At 72.9% G+C, this 21469-nt stretch carries 17 protein-coding genes; 13 read left to right on the top strand and 4 right to left on the bottom strand.

The window, feature by feature from the left end:
* Nucleotides 1–79 precede the first annotated feature (79 nt).
* From B5D80_RS11915 to B5D80_RS11950, 8 genes are all read left to right on the top strand, one after another.
* Nucleotides 80–421 (top strand): hypothetical protein, encoded by a 342-nt coding sequence (locus B5D80_RS11915; RefSeq protein WP_088643987.1) that lies wholly within the window; start codon nucleotides 80–82, stop codon nucleotides 419–421.
* 262 nt (nucleotides 422–683) lie between these two features.
* Nucleotides 684–1754 (top strand): BMP family lipoprotein, encoded by a 1071-nt coding sequence (locus B5D80_RS11920; protein WP_204927530.1) that lies wholly within the window; start codon nucleotides 684–686, stop codon nucleotides 1752–1754.
* 258 nt (nucleotides 1755–2012) lie between these two features.
* Nucleotides 2013–3572, top strand: a complete 1560-nt coding sequence (locus B5D80_RS11925) for an ABC transporter ATP-binding protein (RefSeq protein WP_342747109.1) — start codon at nucleotides 2013–2015, stop codon at nucleotides 3570–3572.
* A 92-nt stretch (nucleotides 3573–3664) separates the two neighbouring features.
* Nucleotides 3665–4894, top strand: a complete 1230-nt coding sequence (locus B5D80_RS11930; RefSeq protein WP_425437198.1) for an ABC transporter permease — start codon at nucleotides 3665–3667, stop codon at nucleotides 4892–4894.
* Between the two features lie 3 nt (nucleotides 4895–4897).
* Nucleotides 4898–6178 carry an ABC transporter permease gene (locus B5D80_RS11935; protein ID WP_088643904.1) on the top strand — a complete coding sequence of 427 codons (1281 nt, stop codon included), beginning with the start codon at nucleotides 4898–4900 and terminating at the stop codon, nucleotides 6176–6178.
* Between the two features lie 161 nt (nucleotides 6179–6339).
* Complete coding sequence (locus B5D80_RS11940) at nucleotides 6340–7050, top strand: cytidine deaminase (RefSeq protein WP_088643905.1); 711 nt, start codon at nucleotides 6340–6342, stop codon at nucleotides 7048–7050.
* 52 nt (nucleotides 7051–7102) lie between these two features.
* Entirely contained in the window at nucleotides 7103–8383 is a 1281-nt protein-coding gene (locus tag B5D80_RS11945) for a thymidine phosphorylase (RefSeq protein WP_088643906.1), read from the top strand.
* A gap of 135 nt (nucleotides 8384–8518) precedes the next feature.
* Complete coding sequence (locus tag B5D80_RS11950; protein WP_088643907.1) at nucleotides 8519–9199, top strand: DUF4272 domain-containing protein; 681 nt, start codon at nucleotides 8519–8521, stop codon at nucleotides 9197–9199.
* Nucleotides 9200–9240: 41 nt separating this feature from the next.
* Here the strand turns inward: B5D80_RS11950 and B5D80_RS11955 are convergent, their stop codons facing one another.
* Nucleotides 9241–10155: a putative RNA methyltransferase gene (locus tag B5D80_RS11955; RefSeq protein WP_342747110.1), complete on the bottom strand. Its 915-nt coding sequence runs from the start codon at nucleotides 10153–10155 to the stop codon at nucleotides 9241–9243.
* A 333-nt stretch (nucleotides 10156–10488) separates the two neighbouring features.
* Between B5D80_RS11955 and B5D80_RS11960 the strand changes: the two genes are divergently transcribed.
* A complete protein-coding gene (locus B5D80_RS11960) occupies nucleotides 10489–11565 on the top strand; it encodes an adenosine deaminase (RefSeq protein WP_088643908.1) in 1077 nt (358 codons plus the stop codon).
* 1 nt (nucleotide 11566) lies between these two features.
* Here B5D80_RS11960 and B5D80_RS11965 read toward each other — a convergent pair whose 3' ends face one another.
* Nucleotides 11567–12040, bottom strand: coding sequence for a nucleoside/nucleotide kinase family protein (locus tag B5D80_RS11965; RefSeq protein WP_245854484.1), 474 nt, complete (start codon nucleotides 12038–12040; stop codon nucleotides 11567–11569).
* A gap of 322 nt (nucleotides 12041–12362) precedes the next feature.
* On the opposite strand from B5D80_RS11965, the gene B5D80_RS11970 reads away from it, so the two are divergent.
* The 4 genes from B5D80_RS11970 (at nucleotide 12363) to B5D80_RS11985 (ending at nucleotide 17480) form a co-directional block, all read left to right on the top strand.
* Nucleotides 12363–16013, top strand: coding sequence for a nitrate- and nitrite sensing domain-containing protein (locus tag B5D80_RS11970; protein ID WP_088643910.1), 3651 nt, complete (start codon nucleotides 12363–12365; stop codon nucleotides 16011–16013).
* Complete coding sequence (locus B5D80_RS11975) at nucleotides 16010–16414, top strand: roadblock/LC7 domain-containing protein (protein ID WP_088643911.1); 405 nt, start codon at nucleotides 16010–16012, stop codon at nucleotides 16412–16414. Before B5D80_RS11970 ends, B5D80_RS11975 begins: the two co-directional genes overlap by 4 nt.
* A 93-nt stretch (nucleotides 16415–16507) precedes the next feature.
* Nucleotides 16508–16885, top strand: coding sequence for a DUF742 domain-containing protein (locus B5D80_RS11980; protein WP_088643989.1), 378 nt, complete (start codon nucleotides 16508–16510; stop codon nucleotides 16883–16885).
* Nucleotide 16886: 1 nt separating this feature from the next.
* Entirely contained in the window at nucleotides 16887–17480 is a 594-nt protein-coding gene (locus B5D80_RS11985; protein WP_088643912.1) for a GTP-binding protein, read from the top strand.
* A gap of 299 nt (nucleotides 17481–17779) precedes the next feature.
* Here B5D80_RS11985 and B5D80_RS11990 read toward each other — a convergent pair whose 3' ends face one another.
* Nucleotides 17780–20365 carry a serine/threonine-protein kinase gene (locus B5D80_RS11990; RefSeq protein WP_088643913.1) on the bottom strand — a complete coding sequence of 862 codons (2586 nt, stop codon included), beginning with the start codon at nucleotides 20363–20365 and terminating at the stop codon, nucleotides 17780–17782.
* A gap of 41 nt (nucleotides 20366–20406) precedes the next feature.
* On the bottom strand, nucleotides 20407–21456 hold the full coding sequence (locus B5D80_RS11995) for a DNA primase (protein ID WP_088643914.1): 1050 nt from the start codon (nucleotides 21454–21456) through the stop codon (nucleotides 20407–20409).
* Nucleotides 21457–21469: the final 13 nt, after the last annotated feature.

A 21469-nucleotide genomic window follows, 5' to 3' on the forward strand; every position in this document is an offset into this window, starting at 1 on the left:
GGGCCGGCGAGATCACGGATTGAACTCAGCCGGCGGGCCACCTACTACAAACTGTCGTTGATGAGGGAGGATGGCCGGCGTGGAAGCTCTCCGACTGGTCCTTCTCTATGTCCATCTGATCGGGTTCGCGCTGCTGCTCGGCGGCGCGGTCGCCCAGTACGTCAGCGGCCGGCTGCGGATCAACGCGGCGATGCTCTGGGGTTCGGTCATCCAGTTGCTGACCGGCCTGGGCCTGTCCGCGCCGCTGCGCGACGGCGACGAGCCGGCCCCCGCGAAGCTTGTTACCAAGTTGGTGCTGGCCCTGCTCATCTTCGTCATGGTCTTCTTCTCCCGGAAGCGGGCGCAGGTGGCCCGTGGCCATTTCCTGGCGATCATCGGGTTGACCCTGGTCACGGCCGCTGTGGCGGTGTTCTGGCGGTAGCCGTCGGAGGTCGCCGGAAACGGATGTTCGTGACACCGGACCGGTCGACGCCGGCACATTGAGTGATGTGCCCCACCCCAGGGTTACGCCGGGATAACGAGCGTTCAACAGTCGTGCACGATTGGCGGCCGGTGGGTGGACGCGGGGCTACGCTCCCGTCCGTAACGTGGGATGCCGGCGGCACAACGCCTGTCGGTTCAAGGGCTGCCACCGCACGAGGCGGTGAGCAATGGAAGGAGACGTCTTGCGCTCTGTGCGTGGGATGCGGATCGCCTCTGCCATCGCGGCGGGTGGGCTCGTGCTGGGTGCCGCCGCGTGTGGTGAGGCCCCGGACGACGACAACAACGCCGGTGGCAGCGGCGACAAGAAGTACAGCGCCTGCATGGTGACCGACGTCGGCGGCATCGACGACAAGTCGTTCAACACCTCCGCCTGGAAGGGCCTGGAGGAGGCCAAGAAGGCCAACGACAACATCGACATCAAGTACGTCGCGTCGAAGGCCGAGGCGGACTACGAGGTCAACCTGACCGGGTACGTCAACCAGAAGTGCGACTTCATCCTGGCCGTCGGTGGCCTGATGTCGGACGCCACCAAGAAGATCGCCGCCGCCAACCCGAACCAGCAGTTCGGCATCGTGGACGCGAACCCGGCCACGGCGAACGTCTACCCGATGCAGTTCGACACCGCCCAGGCCGCCTTCCAGGCCGGCTACCTGGCCGCCGGGATGAGCAAGAGCGGCAAGGTCGGCACCTACGGTGGCCTGCCGATCCCGCCGGTGACCATCTTCATGGACGGCTTCGCCGACGGCGTGGCGCACTACAACAAGACCAAGAGCAAGAACGTCCAGGTGCTCGGCTGGAACAAGGAGACCCAGAAGGGCTCCTTCACCAACGACTTCGCCAAGCAGGACGAGGGCAAGAAGGTCTCCGACGCGCTGGTCGCCCAGGGCGCGGACATCGTCATGCCGGTCGCCGGTGGCGCGGGCCTCGGCACCACCGCCGCGGCGAAGGCGTCGGGCGGCAAGTACTCGGTCGTGTGGGTCGACGTCGACGGCTGCGAGAGCACCCCGGACTGCGCGGCGCTGCTGACCACCGTGGTCAAGAACATCCCGGACGCCGTCAAGGACGCCGTGCTCAAGGCCGCCGGTGGCGAGAAGCTCGCCGCCACCCCGGGCTTCGTCGGCAACCTCGCCAACAACGGTGTCTCGATCGCCCCGTACCACGACTTCGACAGCAAGGTCCCGGCGGACCTCAAGGCCGAGGTCGAGAAGCTCAAGGCGGACATCGCCGCCGGCACCATCACGGTCACCTCGAAGGCCCAGCCGACCAAGTGACCGCCGCGCCGGCCGCCACGATGGGATCATCGGCAGCGGCGGCCGGCGGGCACCAGGCATGACGACCGGCCGTCCCGGCGTACGTGGGCAACCCACGGGCGTCGGGGCGGCCGGTCCGCGCACCGGTCGGCCGGCACCCCGGTGACCGGCCGATCCGGCAGCTAGGCTGCACCATCGCTCGCACCCCAGGAGGTTGCGCTGAGACTCGAACTGCGCGGCATCACCAAGCGGTTCGGTGATCTGGTCGCCAACGATCACATCGACCTGACGGTGGAGCCTGGAGAGATCCACGCCCTGCTCGGCGAGAACGGCGCCGGCAAGTCGACCCTGATGAACGTGCTCTACGGGCTCTACCAGCCCGACGGGGGCGAGATCCTGGTCGACGGAAAGCCGCTGAGGCTCAAGGGCCCCTCGGACGCGATCCGGGCCGGGATCGGCATGGTGCACCAGCACTTCATGCTGGTGCCGGTCTTCACCGTGGCCGAGAACATCATGCTCGGCGCGGAGCAGGTCCGGGGCGGCATCGTCGGCTTCCTCGACCGGCGGCGGGCCCGCCGCGAGGTGGCCGAGGTCTCCGCGCGGTACAACCTGCGGGTCGACCCGGACGCCGTGATCGAGGACCTGCCGGTCGGCATCCAGCAGCGGGTCGAGATCGTCAAGGCGCTCACCCGCGACGTCGACCTGCTGATCCTCGACGAGCCGACCGCCGTACTCACCCCGCAGGAGACCGAGGAACTGCTCACGGTCATGCGGTCGCTCAAGGCGGCCGGCAAGTCGATCGTCTTCATCACCCACAAGCTCGGCGAGGTCAAGGCCATCGCCGACCGGATCACCGTGATCCGGCGCGGCCGGACCGTCGGCACCGCCTCCCCCGAGGCGAGCCGGGACGAGTTGGCCGCGCTGATGGTCGGCCGTGACGTCCGGCTCACCGTCGACAAGCAGCCCGCCACCCCGGGCCGGCCGATCCTGGAGGTCGCCGGCCTGGTCGTCGACGACGACCGGCAGGTCCGCGCGGTGGACGGCGTCGACCTGACCGTACGCGCCGGTGAGGTGCTCGGCGTGGCCGGCGTGCAGGGCAACGGGCAGACCGAGCTGATCGAGGCGATCATGGGGTTGCGCCCGACGCTCGCCGGCACGGTGACCCTCGACGGTGAGCCGATCCACGGCTGGTCCACCAAGAAGGTGCTCCGTGCCGGGGTCGGCTACGTCCCCGAGGACCGCAGCGTCGACGGCCTGGTCAAGGAGTTCAGCGTCGCCGAGAACCTGGTCCTCGACATCTACGACCGGCCGCCGTTCGGTAGGGGCCTGGCGCTGCGGCCGGAGGCGATCGCCGCCTCGGCGAAGGAGCGGATCGAGCAGTTCGACGTGCGTACCCCGTCGGCGGACGCGGCGGTCGGCACCCTGTCCGGCGGCAACCAGCAGAAGGTGATCGTGGCCCGGGAGCTGTCCCGGCCGCTGAAGCTCTTCATCGCCGCCCAGCCCACCCGGGGCGTGGACGTCGGCTCGATCGAGTTCATCCACAGCCGGGTCGTCCGGGAGCGCGACGTCGGCACCGCCGTCATGGTGGTCTCCAGCGAGTTGGACGAGGTGATCGGCCTCGCCGACCGGATCGCGGTGATGTACCGGGGCCGGATCATCGGCATCGTCGGCCCGGACACCCCGCGCGAGGAGATCGGCCTGCTGATGGCCGGCATCACCCCGGACGCCCCCGCACCGGCCCCGGCCGACGGCGCGGCCACCCCGGGCGAGGCGACCGGCGGTACGGCCGGCGGCGCGACGCCGGCCCCCGAACGCCCTGGTAACGAGGACGAGGCATGAGCAACCCCAACCCGGTGTCCGGCTCCCCGGACAAGGAACCGGCGACCGAGGCGGAGCTGGCGCTGACCGGCAAGGCCGACCGGGGCGCCACGATGACCTCACCCAAGCAGTCCGCGCCGGGGCCCCGGCCAACGCTGGGCCGGCTGTTCCTGGACAACCTCTGGGCCGCCAACACGGTCACCGTCACCGTGCTGGCCCTGGTGCTGGCGATGCTTGTCGGCGCGGTCCTGATCATCGTGTCGGACCCGGACGTGCTGGCCACCTACGGCTACATCACGGCCCGCCCGACCGACGCCCTGAACGCGAGCTGGACGGTGGTCAGCGAGGCGTACGCCAACCTGTTCAAGGGGGCGGTCTTCGACCCGGAGGCGTCCGGCTTCACCGCCGCGCTCAGCCCGATCTCGGAGACCCTCACCTACACCGCGCCGCTGGTGTTCACCGGCCTGTCGGTGGCGCTCGCCTTCCGGGGCGGCCTGTTCAACATCGGTGCCCAGGGTCAGGCGACGATGGGCGTGATCCTGGCCGCGGTGGCCGGCTTCGCGTTGCCGCTGCCCCCGGTGGTGCACCTGGTCGTCGCGTTGATCGCCGGTGCGGCCGGCGGTGCGGTGTGGGGTTTCGTCCCCGGCATCCTCAAGGCCCGGACCGGCGCGCACGAGGTGATCAACACGATCATGCTCAACTACGTCGCCGTCTACTTCCTGTCCTGGATCATCGTGCAGAACGGCGTGCAGAACCCGGACCGGGCGGACGCGATCAGCCGCCCGGTCGACTCCTCGGCCGCGCTGCCCCGGCTGCTCGGCGACAACCTGCGGGTGCACGCCGGCATCCTGCTCGCGGTGCTCGCCACCTGGGCGATCGCCTGGCTGCTCAACCGGTCGACGCTCGGCTTCGAGCTGCGGGCCGTCGGGGCCAACCCCGACGCGGCGCGGACCGCCGGCATCAGCGTCACCAAGACGTACGTGCTGGTGATGGTGATCGCCGGGATGCTCGCCGGCCTCGGCGGCAGCCAGATGGTGCTGGGTTCCACCGCGAACGCGCTCACCCCGCTGGTGATCGCGCAGATCGGCTTCGACGGCATCCTGGTGGCGCTGCTCGGCCGGGTGAAGCCGTGGGGTGTGCTGCTGGCCGCGCTGCTGTTCGGCGCGCTCCAGGCCGGTGGCAACCGGATGCAGTCGTACTCCGGGATCTCGCTGGAGCTGGTCACCGTGCTCCAGGCGCTGATCGTCATCTTCATCGCCGCGCCGGCCCTGGTGAAGGCGATCTTCCAGCTCCGGGCCGCCCGTGCCGCCCGGTTGCAGACGAGCCTCGCGAAGGGCTGGTGAGGCATGTCCACCACCGCTGTCCCCGACGTCGCCGTGGCCGCGGTCGACGAGGGCTTCTGGACCCGTCCCCGTAAGGTCGGCGCGGTCCTGCTGGCGCTGGGCGTGCTCGCCACCGTGCTGTTCGGGGCGCTGGCCACCGGCCAGCAGGCCCGGTTCACCCTCAGCGAGACCGAGGGCGGCGCGGCGCTGGAGATCCAGGGCACCCTCGGCGCGATCCTGTTCGGGGTCGTCGCCGCCGGGGCCGGCGGCGCGCTGCTGGCCGGGGTCCCGAAGCGCTGGTTCACCCTGGTCCTCGGGGTCGGGCTGGTCGCCTTCGTGCTGAGCTTCCTGTGCTGGCAGGTCTCCGCCGCACCCGAGGGCCGTAACTTCATGCCGATGGTCAACATCGTCCGGGGCACCTTCGTGCTGGCCCTGCCGTTGATCTTCGGTGCGCTGGCCGGGGTGCTCTGCGAGCGGTCCGGCGTGGTCAACGTCGCCATCGAGGGGCAGTTGCTGATGGGCGCGTTCAGCGGCGCGCTCTTCGGCAGCCTCAGCGGCAACGTCTGGGTGGGCCTGGTGGCGGCGGCGGTCGGTGGCGCGTTCATCTCGCTGCTGCTTGCCGTCTTCGCCATCCGCTACCTGGTCGACCAGGTCGTGATGGGGGTGGTGCTCAACCTGCTGGCGGTCGGCGTCACCGGCTTCCTCTACGAGCGGCTGATGCAGACCGACGCGGACAAATACAACAGCGCGCCGCGGTTCGGCAACTGGGAGATCCCGCTGCTGAAGGACATCCCGCTGCTCGGTCCGGCGCTGTTCAGGGGAAACATCTTCCTCTACCTCGGCCTGCTGCTGGTGCTGGTCATCCACCTCGCGCTGTTCCGTACCCGGTGGGGCCTGCGGACCCGTTCGGTGGGTGAGCACCCGACCGCCGCCGACACCCTCGGGGTCAAGGTGCTGAGCCTGCGGTACCGCAACGTGCTGCTGGCCGGCGTGGTGGCCGGCATCGGCGGCGCGTCGTACACCCTGGCGCTCTACAGCTTCACCAAGAACATGATCGGCGGTAAGGGCTTCATCGCCCTGGCCGCGCTGATCTTCGGCCGGTGGAGCCCGACCGGCGCGCTGCTCGCCGCGCTGTTCTTCGGCTTCGCCGACCAGCTCGCCACCTACCTCGGGGCGATCGGCAGCAGCATCCCCAACCAGTTCCTGGCGATGCTGCCCTACCTGGCGACCATCCTCGCGGTGGCCGGGCTGGTGGGTCGGGTCCGGGCACCCGCCGCCGACGGCAAGCCGTACGTCAAGGGCTGAACGACGGCCCCCGTGCGGGCCCGGCGGGGACCTCCCCGCCGGGCCCGTGCCGTTCTCGGCGGGCGGGGCCCGACTCCCGCAGCGGGCCGGCGCGGACACGGCGGACGGCCGACCGGCACCCTTCCCGCACCCGTGCGGGGTGACCTGGGCAGAATGAGGGGATGAGCGAGATCGACTGGGAACGCCTGCGGGCCGCCGCGACCGAGGTGATGCGGCACGCCTACGTGCCGTACTCGAAGTTCCCGGTCGGCGCGGCGGCCCTGGTCGACGACGGCCGGGTGGTGGTCGGCTGCAACGTGGAGAACGCCGGCTACGGGGTGACCCTGTGCGCCGAGTGCGGGGTGGTCTCGGCGCTGCACGCCACCGGCGGCGGCCGGCTGGTCGCGATGTCCTGCGTCGACGCCACCGGGGAGCCGTTGATGCCGTGCGGCAGGTGCCGGCAACTGCTCTGGGAGAACGGCGGCCCGGAGTGCCTGGTCGAGTCGAGGACCGGTCCGCTGCGGATGGCGGAGCTGCTGCCGCACGCCTTCGACGTGGCCGACATCGAGGCGGTCGTCGGCGAGAACCCGGTGCCGGTGGTGCCGGACCGGTTGGCCGCCTGGCGGGGCCGGGGCACCGTCTTCGTGCACCCGGACCTCTCCGCCGGGCAGCAGATCTGGACGGCGTACTGGGAACGGTCGGCGGGCGACAGCGACGAGGCCGGGCCCGGGGTGCTGGAGGAGGGCCCGAGCTGGGGCGACCCGGCGGAGGCGATCACCTGGGGGCTGGCCCGGACGCCCAGGGTCGTGGTGGTGGACGCCGAGGGCACCATCTTCTGGGCCGGTGAGGGCGAGCCGCCGGTGGAGATCCCGGCCCGCTGGGCCGCGTCCTGACCCGTCCGGCCCGCGCGCCGGTCACTGCAACGACTTCAGAGGGAACTCAACGGTGAGTGCTTTTACCGCGGTCGACGTCATCCGGGCCAAGCGGGACGGGGGTGTGCTCAGCGACGGCCAGATCGACTGGGTGGTCGACGCGTACACCCGGGGGCTGGTGGCCGACGAGCAGATGTCGGCGCTGGCCATGGCGATCCTGCTGCGCGGCATGTCGGTGCCGGAGATCGCCAGGTGGACCGCCGCGATGATCGCCAGCGGCGAGCGGCTGGACCTGTCGGCGGTGGACCGGCCGACTGTCGACAAGCACTCCACCGGCGGCGTCGGCGACAAGATCACCCTGCCGCTCACCCCGCTGGTGGCGGCCTGCGGCGGCGCGGTCCCGCAGCTCTCCGGCCGGGGGCTGGGGCACACCGGCGGCACCCTCGACAAGCTGGAGTCGATCCCCGGCTGGCGGGCGGCCCTGAGCAACGACGAGTTCATCGCCCAGCTCCGCGACGTCGGCGCGGTGATCTGCGCGGCCGGCGCCGCGCTCGCCCCGGCCGACCGCAAGCTGTACGCGCTGCGCGACGTCACCGGCACCGTCGAGGCGATCCCGCTGATCGCCAGCTCGATCATGAGCAAGAAGATCGCCGAGGGCACCGGGGCGCTGGTCCTCGACGTCAAGGTGGGCTCCGGGGCGTTCATGAAGACCGTGGCCGACGCCCGCGAACTGGCCCGGACGATGGTGGCGCTCGGCGACGCCCACGGGGTGCGCACGGTCGCCCTGCTCACCGACATGTCCACCCCGCTCGGCCTGACCGTCGGCAACGCCGTCGAGGTGGCCGAGTCGGTGCAGGTGCTCGCCGGCGGTGGCCCGGCCGACGTGGTGGAGCTGACCCTGGCCCTGGCCCGGGAGATGCTCGACGCGGCCGGCCTGCCCGACGCCGACCCGGCCGCCGCGCTGCGCGACGGACGGGCGATGGACGCCTGGCGCACGATGATCCGCGCCCAGGGCGGCGACCCGGACGCCAAGCTGCCCGCCGCCAACGAGGTCGAGGTGGTCCGCGCCGACACCGACGGCTTCGTCGAGTCCGTCGACGCGTACGCGATCGGGGTGGCCGCGTGGCGGCTCGGCGCGGGGCGGGCCCGCAAGGAGGACCCGGTCAGCGCCGCCGCCGGGGTGGTGCTGCACAAGCGGCCCGGCGACCCGGTGCGGGTCGGTGAACCGCTGTACGAGCTGCGTGCCGACGACACGGTACGGCTGCCGGCGGCGCGTGCCGAGGCGGCCCGCGCGGTCCGGGTTTCGGCCACCGCGCCGTCGGTGTCGCCGCTGGTCATCGAGCGGATCGGCTGACGGTCGGCGACACCGGCCACCGGTCGGCCCGATGGGGGCCGGCCGGCATGGTGCCGGCCGCGACGGAACGCTATCCTCCCTGGTCAGGGGGACCGAACGGCGGTGACGCCGCGTGAGCAGACAGGGAATCCGATCGTGCTGGTAGCCGCGCCCGATCCCCGCGAGGTCCGCGAGGCGAGCCTCGACGAGTTGTCCCGGCTGCGCCTGCCCCTGCCGCCGGCCCAGTTTCCCCTGGTCTGGGAGCCGGGCGACGAGATCGAACTGCGACCCACCGGGGAGATCGAGGCGCGCATCGCGGTGCTGCACCTGATCCTGGCCCGGTGCTTCGGGATGCCGGCGCAGACGGCGATGAGCTGGCTGCTCGAATCCCACCTGGTCGACATGGTCACCCCGCCCGAGTGGCAGTTCGTGGTGGGCGGCAAGGGCGACCACCGCTCCTTCGTCCTGCACCACGACGCGCTGTTCTCACTGTCCTGGGTGCTGGGTCTGAGCAAGCAGCTCGACCCGACCATCCCGGTGGACGAACGGCTGGTGGAGCGGATGCCGTACCTGGCCGGGGGGGAGACCTTCGGTCAGTGGCAGGCCCGCATCCTGGCCGCCCCGCAGCACCCGGCGGACGCCGCCGCCCTGCTCGACCTGCACTACTGCCTGGACTGGGCGTACCTGGAGGTGGAGAAGTCGGGGCACCGGCTGCCGGGCCTGGTGGACGCGAACGCGATCGGCCAGCGCCGGTGGGCGTTGGAGTGGGCGGTGGTGCTGCGCGGCCCCTACCACGACGAGCCGCCCGGCTGGGAAGAGGTCGACCTCTCCACCTGATTGTTGCCGCGCCCGCGGTGGCGTCGCCTGCCCGTGTCCCGTCACGTCGTGGTGCGGGGACGCCAGGTGGTCAGGCGTACCGACGCGGTCACCGTGACCGGCGTGGGCAGCGCGTCGATCGCGGCGGCGAGCCGCGCCGGGTCGGTGTGCCAGGCGCTCGGCCCCATCCCGACCAGGGTGCCGACCTCGGCCCGGTCGAGGGTGAGCCGGGCGGTGTGCACGGCGGTGTGCTCCGGCGTGAACCGCCCGGCGAGGCTGTCGGCGACCCGGTCGGCCTTGGCCGGGTCGACCCGCAGCAGCCCGAGGACGTCGACCAGCTCGGCGAGGTGGGCGTCGGTGGGGGTGACCACCAGCAGCACCCCGGCCGGGTGCAGCACCCGGTGGAACTCGTCGCCGTTGCGCGGGGCGAAGACGTCGAGCAGCACGGCCACCGACCGGTCGGCCAGCGGCAACCGCTGCCAGGTGTCGGCGAGCGCGGCGGCGGCGCGCGGGTGGGCGCGGGCGGCGCGGCGCAGCGCCGGCTTGGCGACGTCCAGGGCCAGGCCGACGGCGTCCGGCCATGCCGAAAGCACCGCCGCGAGGTGCCGGCCGGTGCCCGCCCCGGCCTCCACCACCAGCGGGTACGCCCCGAAGCCCGCCCGCTCCGGCCCGTCCGCCCCGGCGGGGCCGGTCGGTGCGCTCGCCCCGGCGGGGCCGGTCGGTGTCGCCAGGGCGGAGGTCGCCGCCTCGGCCAGGGCGGAGGAGATCACGTCGTAGTGCCCGGCGGCCAGGAAGTCGGCCCGGGCGGCGACCATGTCGGCGGTGTCCCCGACGTGCGGGGCGCGGCCGGCGAGCAGGGTGACGTACCCCTGGCGGGCCAGGTCGAAGCTGTGCCGGCGGGGGCAGCGCAGGGCGCGGGTGTCGGTGGCGGCGGCGAGCGGCAGGGCGCAGACCGGGCAGCGCAGCCGGGCAACGATCTGCGGGTGCGTCGCGTCGACGGGCTGCTCGAACGGGTGCGGCGCGGTCACCCGCAGCAGCCTACGGCGCACCCCCGACCGGGCCGACGGTGTGCCTGCCCGGCGCGGGCGTCCCTCCCGGCCTCGGGAGCCCTGCCCGGCGCGGAGGTGCCTCCCGACCTCGGGAATCCTGCCCGGCGCAGGTGGGACGAGGTGGCGGCATCCGTTCGCGCGGACACCGCCGTATCGGCGACGTTGCGCGCCCGACGTGCGCCCGACGTGCGGACCGTGCGGGCCGGGCGGCGCGCGCGAGCCTGATCGCGGGCGGTCGGGGGGCGTGACTAGGGTCGGGGGATGGTCGCAATCCGATACGAGGACATCGTCAAGGTCCCGAAGGCGCTGCTGCACGATCATCTCGACGGCGGCCTGCGGCCGGCGACGGTCGTCGAGCTGGCCGCCGAGGTGGGGCACGAGCTGCCGAGCACCGATCCCGACACGCTCGGCCGGTGGTTCGCGGAGGCGGCGCACTCCGGCTCGCTGGAGCGCTACCTGGAGACGTTCGCGCACACTGTCGCGGTCATGCAGACCGCCCCGGCGTTGCGTCGGGTGGCCCGGGAGTGCGCGCTCGACCTGGCCGCCGACGGCGTGGTCTACGCCGAGGTCCGGTTCGCCCCCGAGCAGCACCTGGAGCAGAACCTCACCCTGGACGAGGTGGTCGAGGCGGTCGTCGCCGGTTTCGTGGAGGGCAGCGCGGAGGCCGCCGGGGCGGGCAACCCGATCCGGGTCGGCACCCTGCTCACCGCGATGCGGCACGCCGCCCGGTCGCAGGAGATCGCCGAGCTGGCCGTGCGGCACCGTGACGCCGGGGTGGTGGGCTTCGACATCGCCGGCGCCGAGGCCGGGTTCCCGCCCACCCGCCACCTGGATGCCTTCGAGTACCTCCAGCGGGAGAACTTCCACTTCACCATCCACGCCGGTGAGGCGTTCGGGCTGCCGTCGATCTGGCAGGCGATCCAGTGGTGCGGGGCGGACCGGCTCGGCCACGGGGTGCGGATCGTGGACGACATCACCCCCGGGCCGGTGCCGAAGCTCGGCCGGCTGGCGGCGTACGTGCGGGACAAGCGCATCCCGCTGGAGCTGTGCCCGTCGTCGAACGTGCAGACCGGGGCGGTGGCGTCGATCGCCGAGCACCCGATCGGGCTGCTGCGGGAGATGCGGTTCCGGGTGACGGTGAACACCGACAACCGGCTGATGAGCGGCACCTCGATGTCGCGCGAGATGGCACTGCTGGTGGAGAACTTCGGCTACGGCTGGAAGGAACTCCAGTGGTTCACGGTCAACGCGATGAAGAGCGCCTTCATCCCGTTCGACGAGCGGTTGGCGATCATCGACGAGGTGATCAAGCCGGCGTACGCGAAGCTGATCGGCTGACTCAGCGGTGCGGGTGGCCGGCGACCAGGTCGGCCACCCGGCGCAGGAATTCCCGCGCGTGGGCCGCCTCGGCACCGAGGCCGGTCTGCCGCCGCAGCACCGCCGGTTCGGCGCGCAGCAGCGCCAGCCCGCGCCGGATCAGCACCCGCGGTGCCTTGCGCTGTTCGGACAGGTCGCGGGCCAGCCGCCGGACGAAGGTCGCCCCACGCGGCCGGCGCAGCGCGTACGCCCCGGCGAGCAGCCCGCGGCGGCGGCATTCCGCGACGATCTCGGCGGCGAAAATCCCTTCGGCGATGAAGAGTGGCGATCCGGTCACCTCGAATGGCCGGGTGGCCACCCGTCGATCGGCACCGATCGCATAGACCGGCACATCGGCCCGGCCCTGCTGGGCCAGTTGGGCAATTGTCTCCACCGCCGTTCCCGCGTCCCACGACTCGGGCGCGTCCCAGTCGACCAGTCCGTTCTGTCGCGGCAACGTAGGGTCATCACCGTTCTTGTAGAAGTCGTCCAGGCAGAGCACGGGAAGGCCGGTTCGTTGCGCTATGTACGACTTTCCGGACCCGGAGGGACCGGCGAGGAGGACGACGCGGTGGCGATATTCCATTACTTTGGGTAACTCCGGAAAGACGGATTGCGATCAAATTGCATCAACATCTCATCACACCTCCGGCGACCGACAACCTGGGCTTTCTCTTTCAGGGGAGGCGTGATGGAATCTCGGAGGTCCGACCCGCCGGGTCGGCCGCTGGGCGTTGCCCGTGGCAACGCGGAGACGCTGTAATCGCGAGGGCGGTGACGTGAGCAAACGGCCAACGACGGCGAACTCCTTCCTGTCGCGTCTGCGTCGGCCGGCCGGCCGGCTCCGCGACATGCCGATCTGGTCCAAGCTCGGGCTGATCATGATCGTGCCGACCATCGCCACGGTCGTCGTGGGCACCAGCGGCCTGGTGGACCACCTGCAGACGCTCAACAACGCCAACCGGGCCGGTGACCTGGCCAACCTGGTGGGCTACTCAGGCGACCTCGTCAACACCCTCCAGGACGAGCGCACCAACGCGGTCCTCCTGCTCGGCTCGCCCAAGGGGCAGGCCCGCGCCCAATACCAGGAGGCGTACAACCGGGTCAACCAGCGGGTCGACCAGTCCAAGGCGCCGTACTCGCAGCAGCGTGCCGAGATCGAGGGACTGCCGGCCACCCTGGAGACGCAGCTCGACCGGATCGACAGCGACCTGACCGAGATGCCCGGCATCCGCAGCCAGGTCTACAACGGCAAACTGCGGCTCAGCGAGGCGGTCAGCCGGTACACCGGCCTGATCAACAACCTGATCACCATCCGTGACTCGGCCACCCAGCTCGCCGGCGACAACGACCTGAGCGACCAGATGCGCGCCGCCGCCGCGATGGCCCGCGCCAAGGAGTACGCCTCCGTCCGCCGGATCGCGGTGCACCAGGTGCTGCTCCAGCGGGCGTACACCCCGGCCCTGCGTGAGCTGTACATCTCCAGCAACACCGGTGAACAGCAGGCCCTGCAGAGCTTCCAGGCCGTGGCGAGCCGCGCCGAACGCGAGTTCCAGGACCAGACCGTCTCCGGCTCCGACCGGCGGCAGGCCGACATCTACGCCGGCCAGGTCAGCGCGCTCAACAGCGACAAGCTCGACGGCCTCACCTTCAGCACCGACCAGTGGGACGCGGCCATGGTCGCGTACGCCCAGCTCAACCGGGCCGTCGAGGTACGCCTCGACAGCGACGTGGTGGCCAAGGCCGACGAGTTGCGCTCCGACGTGCAGCGTCAGGTCTTCCTGGAGACCGGCCTGCTGCTGAGCATGCTGCTGCTGGCGATCCTCTTCGCCTACCTGGTCGCCCGGTCGATGGCCCGCTCCCTGCGGGAACTGCGCCAGGGCGCGCTGTCCATCGCCCAGTTCGGCCTGCCGCAGGCGGTGGCCCGGCTGCGCGACCCGCAGTTCACCGGCCAGCAGTCCCCGGCCCAGCTCGCCAACCAGATCGCCGAGCCGCTGCCGGTCCGCAGCCGCGACGAGTTCGGCCAGGTGACCGAGGCGTTCAACGCCGTCCACCTGGAGGCCGTCCGGACGGCCGCCGAGCAGGCCGCGCTCCGCTCCTCCGTCGCGACGATGTTCGTCAACCTCGCCCGCCGCTCGCAGATCCTGGTCGACCGGCTGATCGGCCACCTCGACCGGCTGGAGCGCGGCGAGGAGGACCCGGACCGGCTGGCCGAGCTGTTCCAGCTCGACCACCTGGCCACCCGGATGCGCCGCAACGACGAGAACCTGCTGGTCCTCGCCGGTGCCGACTCGACCCGGGTGCAGCGCGAACCGGCCGCCCTGATCGACGTGCTGCGCGCCGCCCAGTCCGAGGTCGAGCACTACACCCGGATCGAGTTCGGGGTCATCGACCGGGACATCGAGGTCTCCGCGCACGCGGTCAACGACCTGGTGCACCTGGTCGCCGAGCTGTTCGACAACGCGACCGCGTTCTCCCCGCCGGACTCCCAGGTGATGGTCGAGGCCCGGCGGGTCGGCGACCGCGCGTCGCTCTACGTCGAGGACCGGGGCATCGGCATCAGCGCCGAGCAGTTGACCGACCTCAACGAGCGGCTCGCCACGCCACCCCAGGTGGACGTGGCCGTCTCCCGGATGATGGGCCTGGTCGTGGTGGCCCGGCTGGCGTCCCGGCACGGCGTCAAGGTCGAGCTGCGGCCCGGCACCGACCGGGGCACCGTGGCCGAGGTCGTCCTGCCCACGTCGGTGCTGGTACCCCGGGCCCTCAGCGGCCGGGCCCCCGGCACGCCGGGACTGCCGGCCGGCGGCCCGCAGTTCGGCGGCGGGTCCGCCCCGGCGTTCGGCGGCGCTGCCCCGGCGTTCGGTGGCTCCGGTGCCGCGTCGGCCTTCGGCGGTGCCGGCACCCCGTCGACCTTCGGTGCGCTTCCCGCGCTCGGCAACGGCCAACCGCCGGCCCCCCGGCCGGGCGACTCCGGCAACCAGGTCACCCTCGGCGGCCGGCCCTTCGACCCGGCACCGCGCAACGGCTCGCCCGCCCCCGCCAACGGCGGACGCGGGATGCCCGCCTGGTCCGACCTCACCGGCGCCAGCGGGATCAACGGTGGTGACGGCTTCACCAACCCGCGGGCCACCAACGGGCAGGCGATCGACCCGCTGCCGCAGCGGCGGAGCACCGACGACCCGGACAGCACCGGCCAGCAGCCGGTCATCCCGCGCCAGCTGCCGAGCAGCCCCGAGGCCCGGCCGTACAGCTCGCCGCCGGTACCGCCGGTGTCGGCCCCGCCGCTGCCGCCCGCGTACCCGGTCGCGCCGGTGTCCGGCCAGCCCGTCTCGGGTCAGCCGGTCTCCGGTTACCCGGTGTCCGGCCAGCCGGTCTCCGGTCAGCCGGTCTCCGGCCAGCCGACCTACGGCTACCCGGTGTCGGGTCAGCCCGCACCGGGCTACCCGGTGTCGGCGTCCCCGTACTCCGGTCAGCCGGGTCCGGTCGCGCCGGTCTCCGGGTCGCCCACCGGCCCGCTGCCGTCCCGGCCCACCTCGGGCGGGGCCGCGCCGGGCGCCGCCGCCCCGCCGGCCTGGCCGCCGGTGGCGAACCCGGAGCGGGACACGGCCACCCCGCCGGTTCCCGAGCGGCTCGCCGCCGCGCTGGACATGACCACCGAGCTGCCCCGGGTGCCCCGCTCCGAGCCGGCGGCACCGGTCACGCGGCAGCCCGCCCCGCCGGTGCGGGCCGCCCAGACGACGCCGGTCAACCGGCCGTCGGCACCGCAGCAGGTTCCCCAGCAGCGGTACGCGGACGAGACGATGGAGCTGCCGATCTTCCGGGAGCTGGAGTCGGCCTGGTTCCGTACCCGTAAGCCCGGCCCCGAGGACGCGGCCGGCGCCAAGCAGGCGGCCAACGGCACGACGGCCACCCATGCGGCCGTCGACACCGCCGGTCACCCGGCCCAGTACACCGCACCAGGGACGACAGGTAGCGCACCGATGGCAGACACTGCGCCGGCCGGGGGCGTGCCGCGTGACAACGGGTCGACAGTGAACGGCGGCGGGTTCCCCGGGCGCGGCGACGGCCCGGCGACCCGACGTTCCGCCGCGCCGCCCGCCGGCTGGCAGACCGCCGCCGACGAGGGCTGGCGGGCCGCCGTGGCCGCGACCGAGGCACCGGTGGCCGGCACCACCCAGACCGGCCTGCCGAAGCGGACGCCGATGGCGCAGCTCGTGCCGGGGGCGATCGAGAAGCCGACCACGTCGGTGCAGCGGCGGACGCCGGAAGCGGTCAGGGGTCTGCTCTCGGCCTACCATCGAGGTGTGCAACGCGGCCGGACCACCTCGGACAACCCCACCAACCCGGACGCGACTCCGGGCGGGCAGCAATCCTCGTCGTCTGGCTCCGGCCTGGCGGGCGGGAGCGGGCAGAAGGAGCAAGAAGGATGACAAGTACGCAGGATCTGGGTTGGCTGCTGGCCAACTTCGCCGACCGGGTGCCGGGTGTCGCGCACGCGGTCGCGGTCTCCGCCGACGGCCTGCTCCTCGCTTCGTCGCGTGACCTGCCCCGGGACCGGGCCGACCAGCTGGCCGCGATCGCGTCCGGCCTGGTCAGCCTGACCCAGGGCGCGGCCCGCTGCTTCGAGGGCGGCGCGGTGTTGCAGACCGTCGTCGAGATGGACAACGGTTTCCTGTTCCTCATGTCCATCTCGGACGGCTCGTCGTTCGCCGTCCTGGCCGCGCGCAGCTGCGACGTCGGTCAGGTCGGGTACGAGATGGCGCTGCTGGTCGACCGGGTCGGTGACGCGCTCACGCCGCAGGCCCGTACGGCTGTCGGGATGATGGGCTGACCGGGCTGACCGCCTGGTCGGCACGGAACGACAAGAACGACGGGTTCCACCGGGCGAGAGCCGGTGCCGGGGACGAAGGAGGTGAGCGGCGACATGGTCGATCGTGACGAACCGACAGGTGCGTTGGTCCGGCCGTACGCCGTTACCCGCGGTCGTACCCGTCCCCGGCTCGACATCGCCCTGGAGGCGCTCGTCGAGACGACGGTGCGCGGTCGCGCTGCTGCCGGTGGCAACGGCGGTCAGGGCCGGGAGCACCAGTACATCGCCGCGCTGTGTGACGGACGTGTGCAGTCGCTCGCCGAGATCGCGGCGCGGATGCAGCTTCCGCTCGGCGTGGCCCGGGTGCTCATCGCCGACATGGCGACGGACGGCCTGGTCGCGGTCCACGAGCCGACCATCTTGGACGACTCGGACGACGCGGTGGGCACTGAACTGCTGGAGAGGGTGCTGAGTGGACTTCGCAGGCTCTGACATGTCGCAGCGGCCGCCTGCCCCGAACGGGCGCGTGACGTCGGCGAAGATCGTTATCGCCGGTGGGTTCGGCGTCGGCAAGACGACGCTGGTCGGCTCGGTCTCGGAGATCACGCCGCTGACCACCGAGGCCATCATGACCTCCGCCGGTGTGGGCGTCGACGACACCCGGCAGGTGCCGGGCAAGACGACGACCACGGTGGCGATGGACTTCGGCCGTATCTCGATCGACCGGGATCTGATCCTGTACCTGTTCGGTACACCCGGTCAGACGCGGTTCTGGTTCATGTGGGACGAACTGGTCCGGGGTGCCATCGGTGCCGTGGTGCTGGTCGACACCCGCCGGTTGGCCGACTGCTTCGCGGCGATCGACTTCTTCGAGCACCGGCGGCTGCCGTACCTGGTGGCGATCAACTGTTTCGACGGGATGCAGTATCACGACCCGCAGGACGTCCGGGACGCGTTGGCGATCTCGACCGACGTGCCGGTCGTCGCGTGCGACGCCCGTAACCGGGAGTCGACCAAGCACGTGCTGATCTCGTTGGTCGAGTACGTGCTGACCATGCGTCGTTCGCGCGCGGTCGCCCCGGCCTGACCGACCTCGTACGCGCCCGGTGGCGGCTCCGGCCGCGACCGGGCGCGTCCGTGTTTCCCGACCCGTACGCCGGGAGCAGACCGGCGGCCCTGCGCCGTCGTGCTCCCGTGCCCCGGGCCCGCGTGCGGTGGTGGGGAGGGCCTGCGGTGCCCCGGCCCGTGCGCCGGCTCTGCGGGCCGCTGTGCGGGGTCGACGACCTTAGGAGAGAGTCCCGGGGTGGGGCGGGTGCGGTCAGGCCCGCACGACGGCGCTGGCCCGACCGGAGGAACCGGTCGGGCCAGCGGTGAGCCGTCAGAGGGTCAGGAGCGGTAGCCGGCGGAGCGGAACTCGTACTCCCGGTCGTCGTCGCGCTCGGTCGGGTCGCGGCTGAAGTCCCAGCCGCCGGCCGCCTCCCGGCCGGGTCGGCCGCCGACGGCGAAACCGCCGATCTCCTGGCCGCGACGCCAACCACGGAAGTAACCGGTGGTGTTCTCGGCGAGGCTCGCCGCGTCCCTGACGATCCGCAGCGGACGCTCCTCGCGCAGCGGGGAACCGGGCACCAGGTTGGCCTGCGGAACCCGCTTGGGCAGCCCGGCGGATGTCTCCGCGCCGACAGCCGGCTGCGCCACCTTCTCGGCGGCCTGCCAACCGGTGTCCGCGGTGGACGACCACTGCAGGTCGCTCTCGTCGCCGTGCCCGACGAACCAGGCCGACTTGGCCTGGGCGAAGATCAGCAGGTCGCCGTCGCCCTCGTCGGAGACCGGCGGCGGGCGGTGCTCCATCGGCGCGGGACGGCGCTCGACCGGTTCCGGTCGCCGCTCCAGGCCCGGCCGTTCACCGCGCGCCGGCCGCTCGACCCGGTCGAGCAGCTCCGGCCGCTCCGCCCGGTCCAGACGTTCCGGGCGGTCGAGCCGGTCGGCGGGGCGGTCCAGCCGACCCGGTCGCTCGGCCCGGGTGGGGCGGTCCAGCTGTTCCGCCCGCTCGGCCCGGTGGGGTCGCCCGGCCCGGCCGGCCTCGTCCCGGTCCACCAGCCGCAGCGGCGGGGTGTCCAGGTGCGGGTCGGCGGGGGTGTCCAGCCCGTCCCGCAGGGCCCGGTCGGCCAGCGGCGGCGGCTCGACCAGCCGCAACATCGGCGGCTCCTGCGGCAGGTCGTCGGCGAGCCACGGCGGGGTGATGCGCCGCCCGGCACCGGTGTCGGTGGGGGCGTCGGCCGACCGGCCGGCCCGCTCGCCGTACCCCGGCACCACCGGGTTGTTGGCGGAGCTGTCGGCCGGGTCCTCCGGGTTGTTGACCAGAGGCCAGTTCGCCCGCGACCCGGGCGGGGCGGTGGGCTGCTCCGGCTCGGGCCGGCTGACCGGCACCGGGACGTTCAGGTCGGTGGCGCTGAATCCGCCGGTGGGGGTGGAGAGCGCACCGGTGGTCTTCGGCCGGGGCGGGATCACGGTGCGCTGCCGCTCGGCGCGGGCGTTGTTGATCGCGGCGGTGGTCAGCGTCGGCCGGAACGGCTCACCGGCCTCGGCGGGTGGCACGGTGCCGCGCTGCGCCGGAGCGATCGGGGTGATCCCCGGGGGAGGCGGCGGCGGGGCCGACACCGGCCGGTTCGCCGGGGCGTCCATCCCGCGACGGATCGGCGGGATCATCGTGGTCGGCGCGTCCGACCCGCGACGGACCGCCGGCATGCCCGGGTCGGTACGCGCGGGCGGCACCGAGGTCGGCAGGCCGGCCGCGGCGGCCGGGGTGACCGGTGCCGGGGCCACCGGGGGCGGGGTGATCGGGGCGGGTGCCACCGGCGGCGGGCCGAGCGGTCGGGGTGCGGTCGGCATACCGCTGCCGGGGACCGGCTCGGGGCGGCTACGACGACCGGTCGGTACCGGTGGTGCCGGCTCGGCGGGCCGGACCGGACGCAGCCCGGGACCGGTGCCGCTGATCCCGGTCAGCTCGGCGACCTGCTCGCCCCGACGGGCGGCGGCGCGGCGACCGGGCAACGGGCTCGGGGCGCTGACCCGGGTGGCGAGCGCGCCCACCAGGGCCTCGCAGCCGGCGTCGCAGGCGCGGACCGCGGCGACCGACTGCCTGACGGTCTCGGCGACGGCGGAGGTGAGCGCCCGGTTGACGGCGGCCCGGCGCGGGGTCTCGGAGATGGCCACCCGCAGCGCGGTCACCGCCGCCTCGATCTCCCCCGCCTCGGCGACGCCGTCGGCGGTGAGCCGTGCGGTGACCGCCTCGGCGGCCACCGACATGTCCCGGCCCCGGGCCGACGTGCCGGTGAGCATGTTCGGCTCGGGCAACGCGTCGAGGACGGCCAGCGCCACCGGCTCGGCCGGGTCCGGGTAGGCCCGCAGGGCCGCCGGGTAGAGCTCGCGGAGCACCTCGCGCAGGGCCACGGCGGCGGAGTGCCGGCCGCTGGACAGGGCGGCGTGGGCGGCGAGGACCTGCTTGAAACCGGCCAGGTCCCGGGGGGTCGGCAGGGTGACCGCGGAGAGCGCGCCGGCCTGGAGGGCGCGGGCCAGGCCCACCGCCCGCCGCTCGGCCGGCGCGGACTGCATCTCCTCCAGGGAGTCGTCGTCGGCGAACCGCTCGGCGAAGTCGTCGACCGAGTCGTCGTCGGCGATCGCGAGTGGACGGCCGGCCGCGCTCAGCAGTGAGGTGACCGCGTGGTCGTCGCTGTCGGCGGCGATCGCCACGCCACTCGGCCCGCCCGACCGCTCCACGAACAGCGTGACGAGCCGGGCGTAGCCGGCCGCGTCGTCGCTGATCTCGTAGACATGCAGCAGACGGCCTGCGTCGTCGACCACGGCGGACGTCAGCGTCGATCCGGCCGAGGCCGGTCGGTCGGCCGGATCTGCCGAGGCCAGACCGCAGTACACGCGCACGAGCGCCAAGGCGTCGTCCTCCTCCCGGGACACCGGTCTATTCACTGCCAGCCACTGATGCTCCCCGCTCGGGGTCAGTCGCGCCAGTCCACGACGGCAGAGATCTTGCCGACAATGGTGCGCCATCCCAAGCTTGCGGTCTGGGCCCCGATTTTTTTCAGCCGCCTACGGCCGAGAAAACCACCGACTCCGCCGTTGACAGAAGCGCGCAGCGCCTCGTCGAGGTCGTCCAGGCTGGAACCGGCCGAGAGCATGTCCAGCACGGCGGGTAGCCGCAGCGCGTACGACAGGTCGCGGGCGACCTCGCCGGCCTCGATGAGCAGGGTGGGATCCCACGTGTCGTGCCCGCCGCGCAGGTTCTCCACGACCAGGTCGAGCTCGTAGGTGTCCTCGTCGCGCGGGGCGATGTCGGCGGGCTCCACCCGTTCGGACAGTTCATTCCAACCGTCCAGTTGAGACATGTCGTTGGGCGCGCCGGAGCGGACGAAGCTGACCAACGACTCGGGCGTCTTGAACAGCAGCAGCCGGCCCTTGTGGCTCAGGAAGACCGGCACCTCCTCGTCGCCCTCGGCGTCGGCTTCCTCGTCGCCGTCGGTGTCCGCGTCCGTGTCGTCGTCGGTGGCGTCGGCGTCCGGGTCGACGGTGTCGGTGTCGCCGTCCGCGTCGGCGGTGTCGCGCTTGCGGTCGGCCCGCTTGCCGTCGCCCCCGGCCTTGGCGTCCGCCTCGTCGTCCTCCGCCGTGAGGGCGGCGAACTCCTCGTCGAGGATGACCACCTCGTCGTCGTCCTCGGCCTCGACGACCTGACGGCGGGCCAGGAAGGGGTCGTCCTCGTCGCGCTCGACGACGTCCGTCGGGGTCAGCTCGCGTGCCGGCCGGTACGCCCGGAGGGTGAAGCCGGTGCCGGCGGGCAGGGCGATCTCGACCGGATCGATGTTCAGCTCGTCCCAGAGCGAGCGGTCGACCGGGCCGGGCTCCACGTCGGGCCCGGCCGGCCCGTCGGTGTCGTCGAGCTCGGGTTCGTCGGCGTCGGGCCGTTGGGGCGACTGGCGGACCACGCTGACCTCCGTGTGCGTCGGGTTTGCCCACCCGGCGGCCGCGCGGTCGCCGAGTGACTCTGGGCACATACCCTAATGGGCG

Source organism: Micromonospora wenchangensis, assembly GCF_002210435.1.
Classification (GTDB): Bacteria; Actinomycetota; Actinomycetes; order Mycobacteriales; family Micromonosporaceae; genus Micromonospora; species Micromonospora wenchangensis.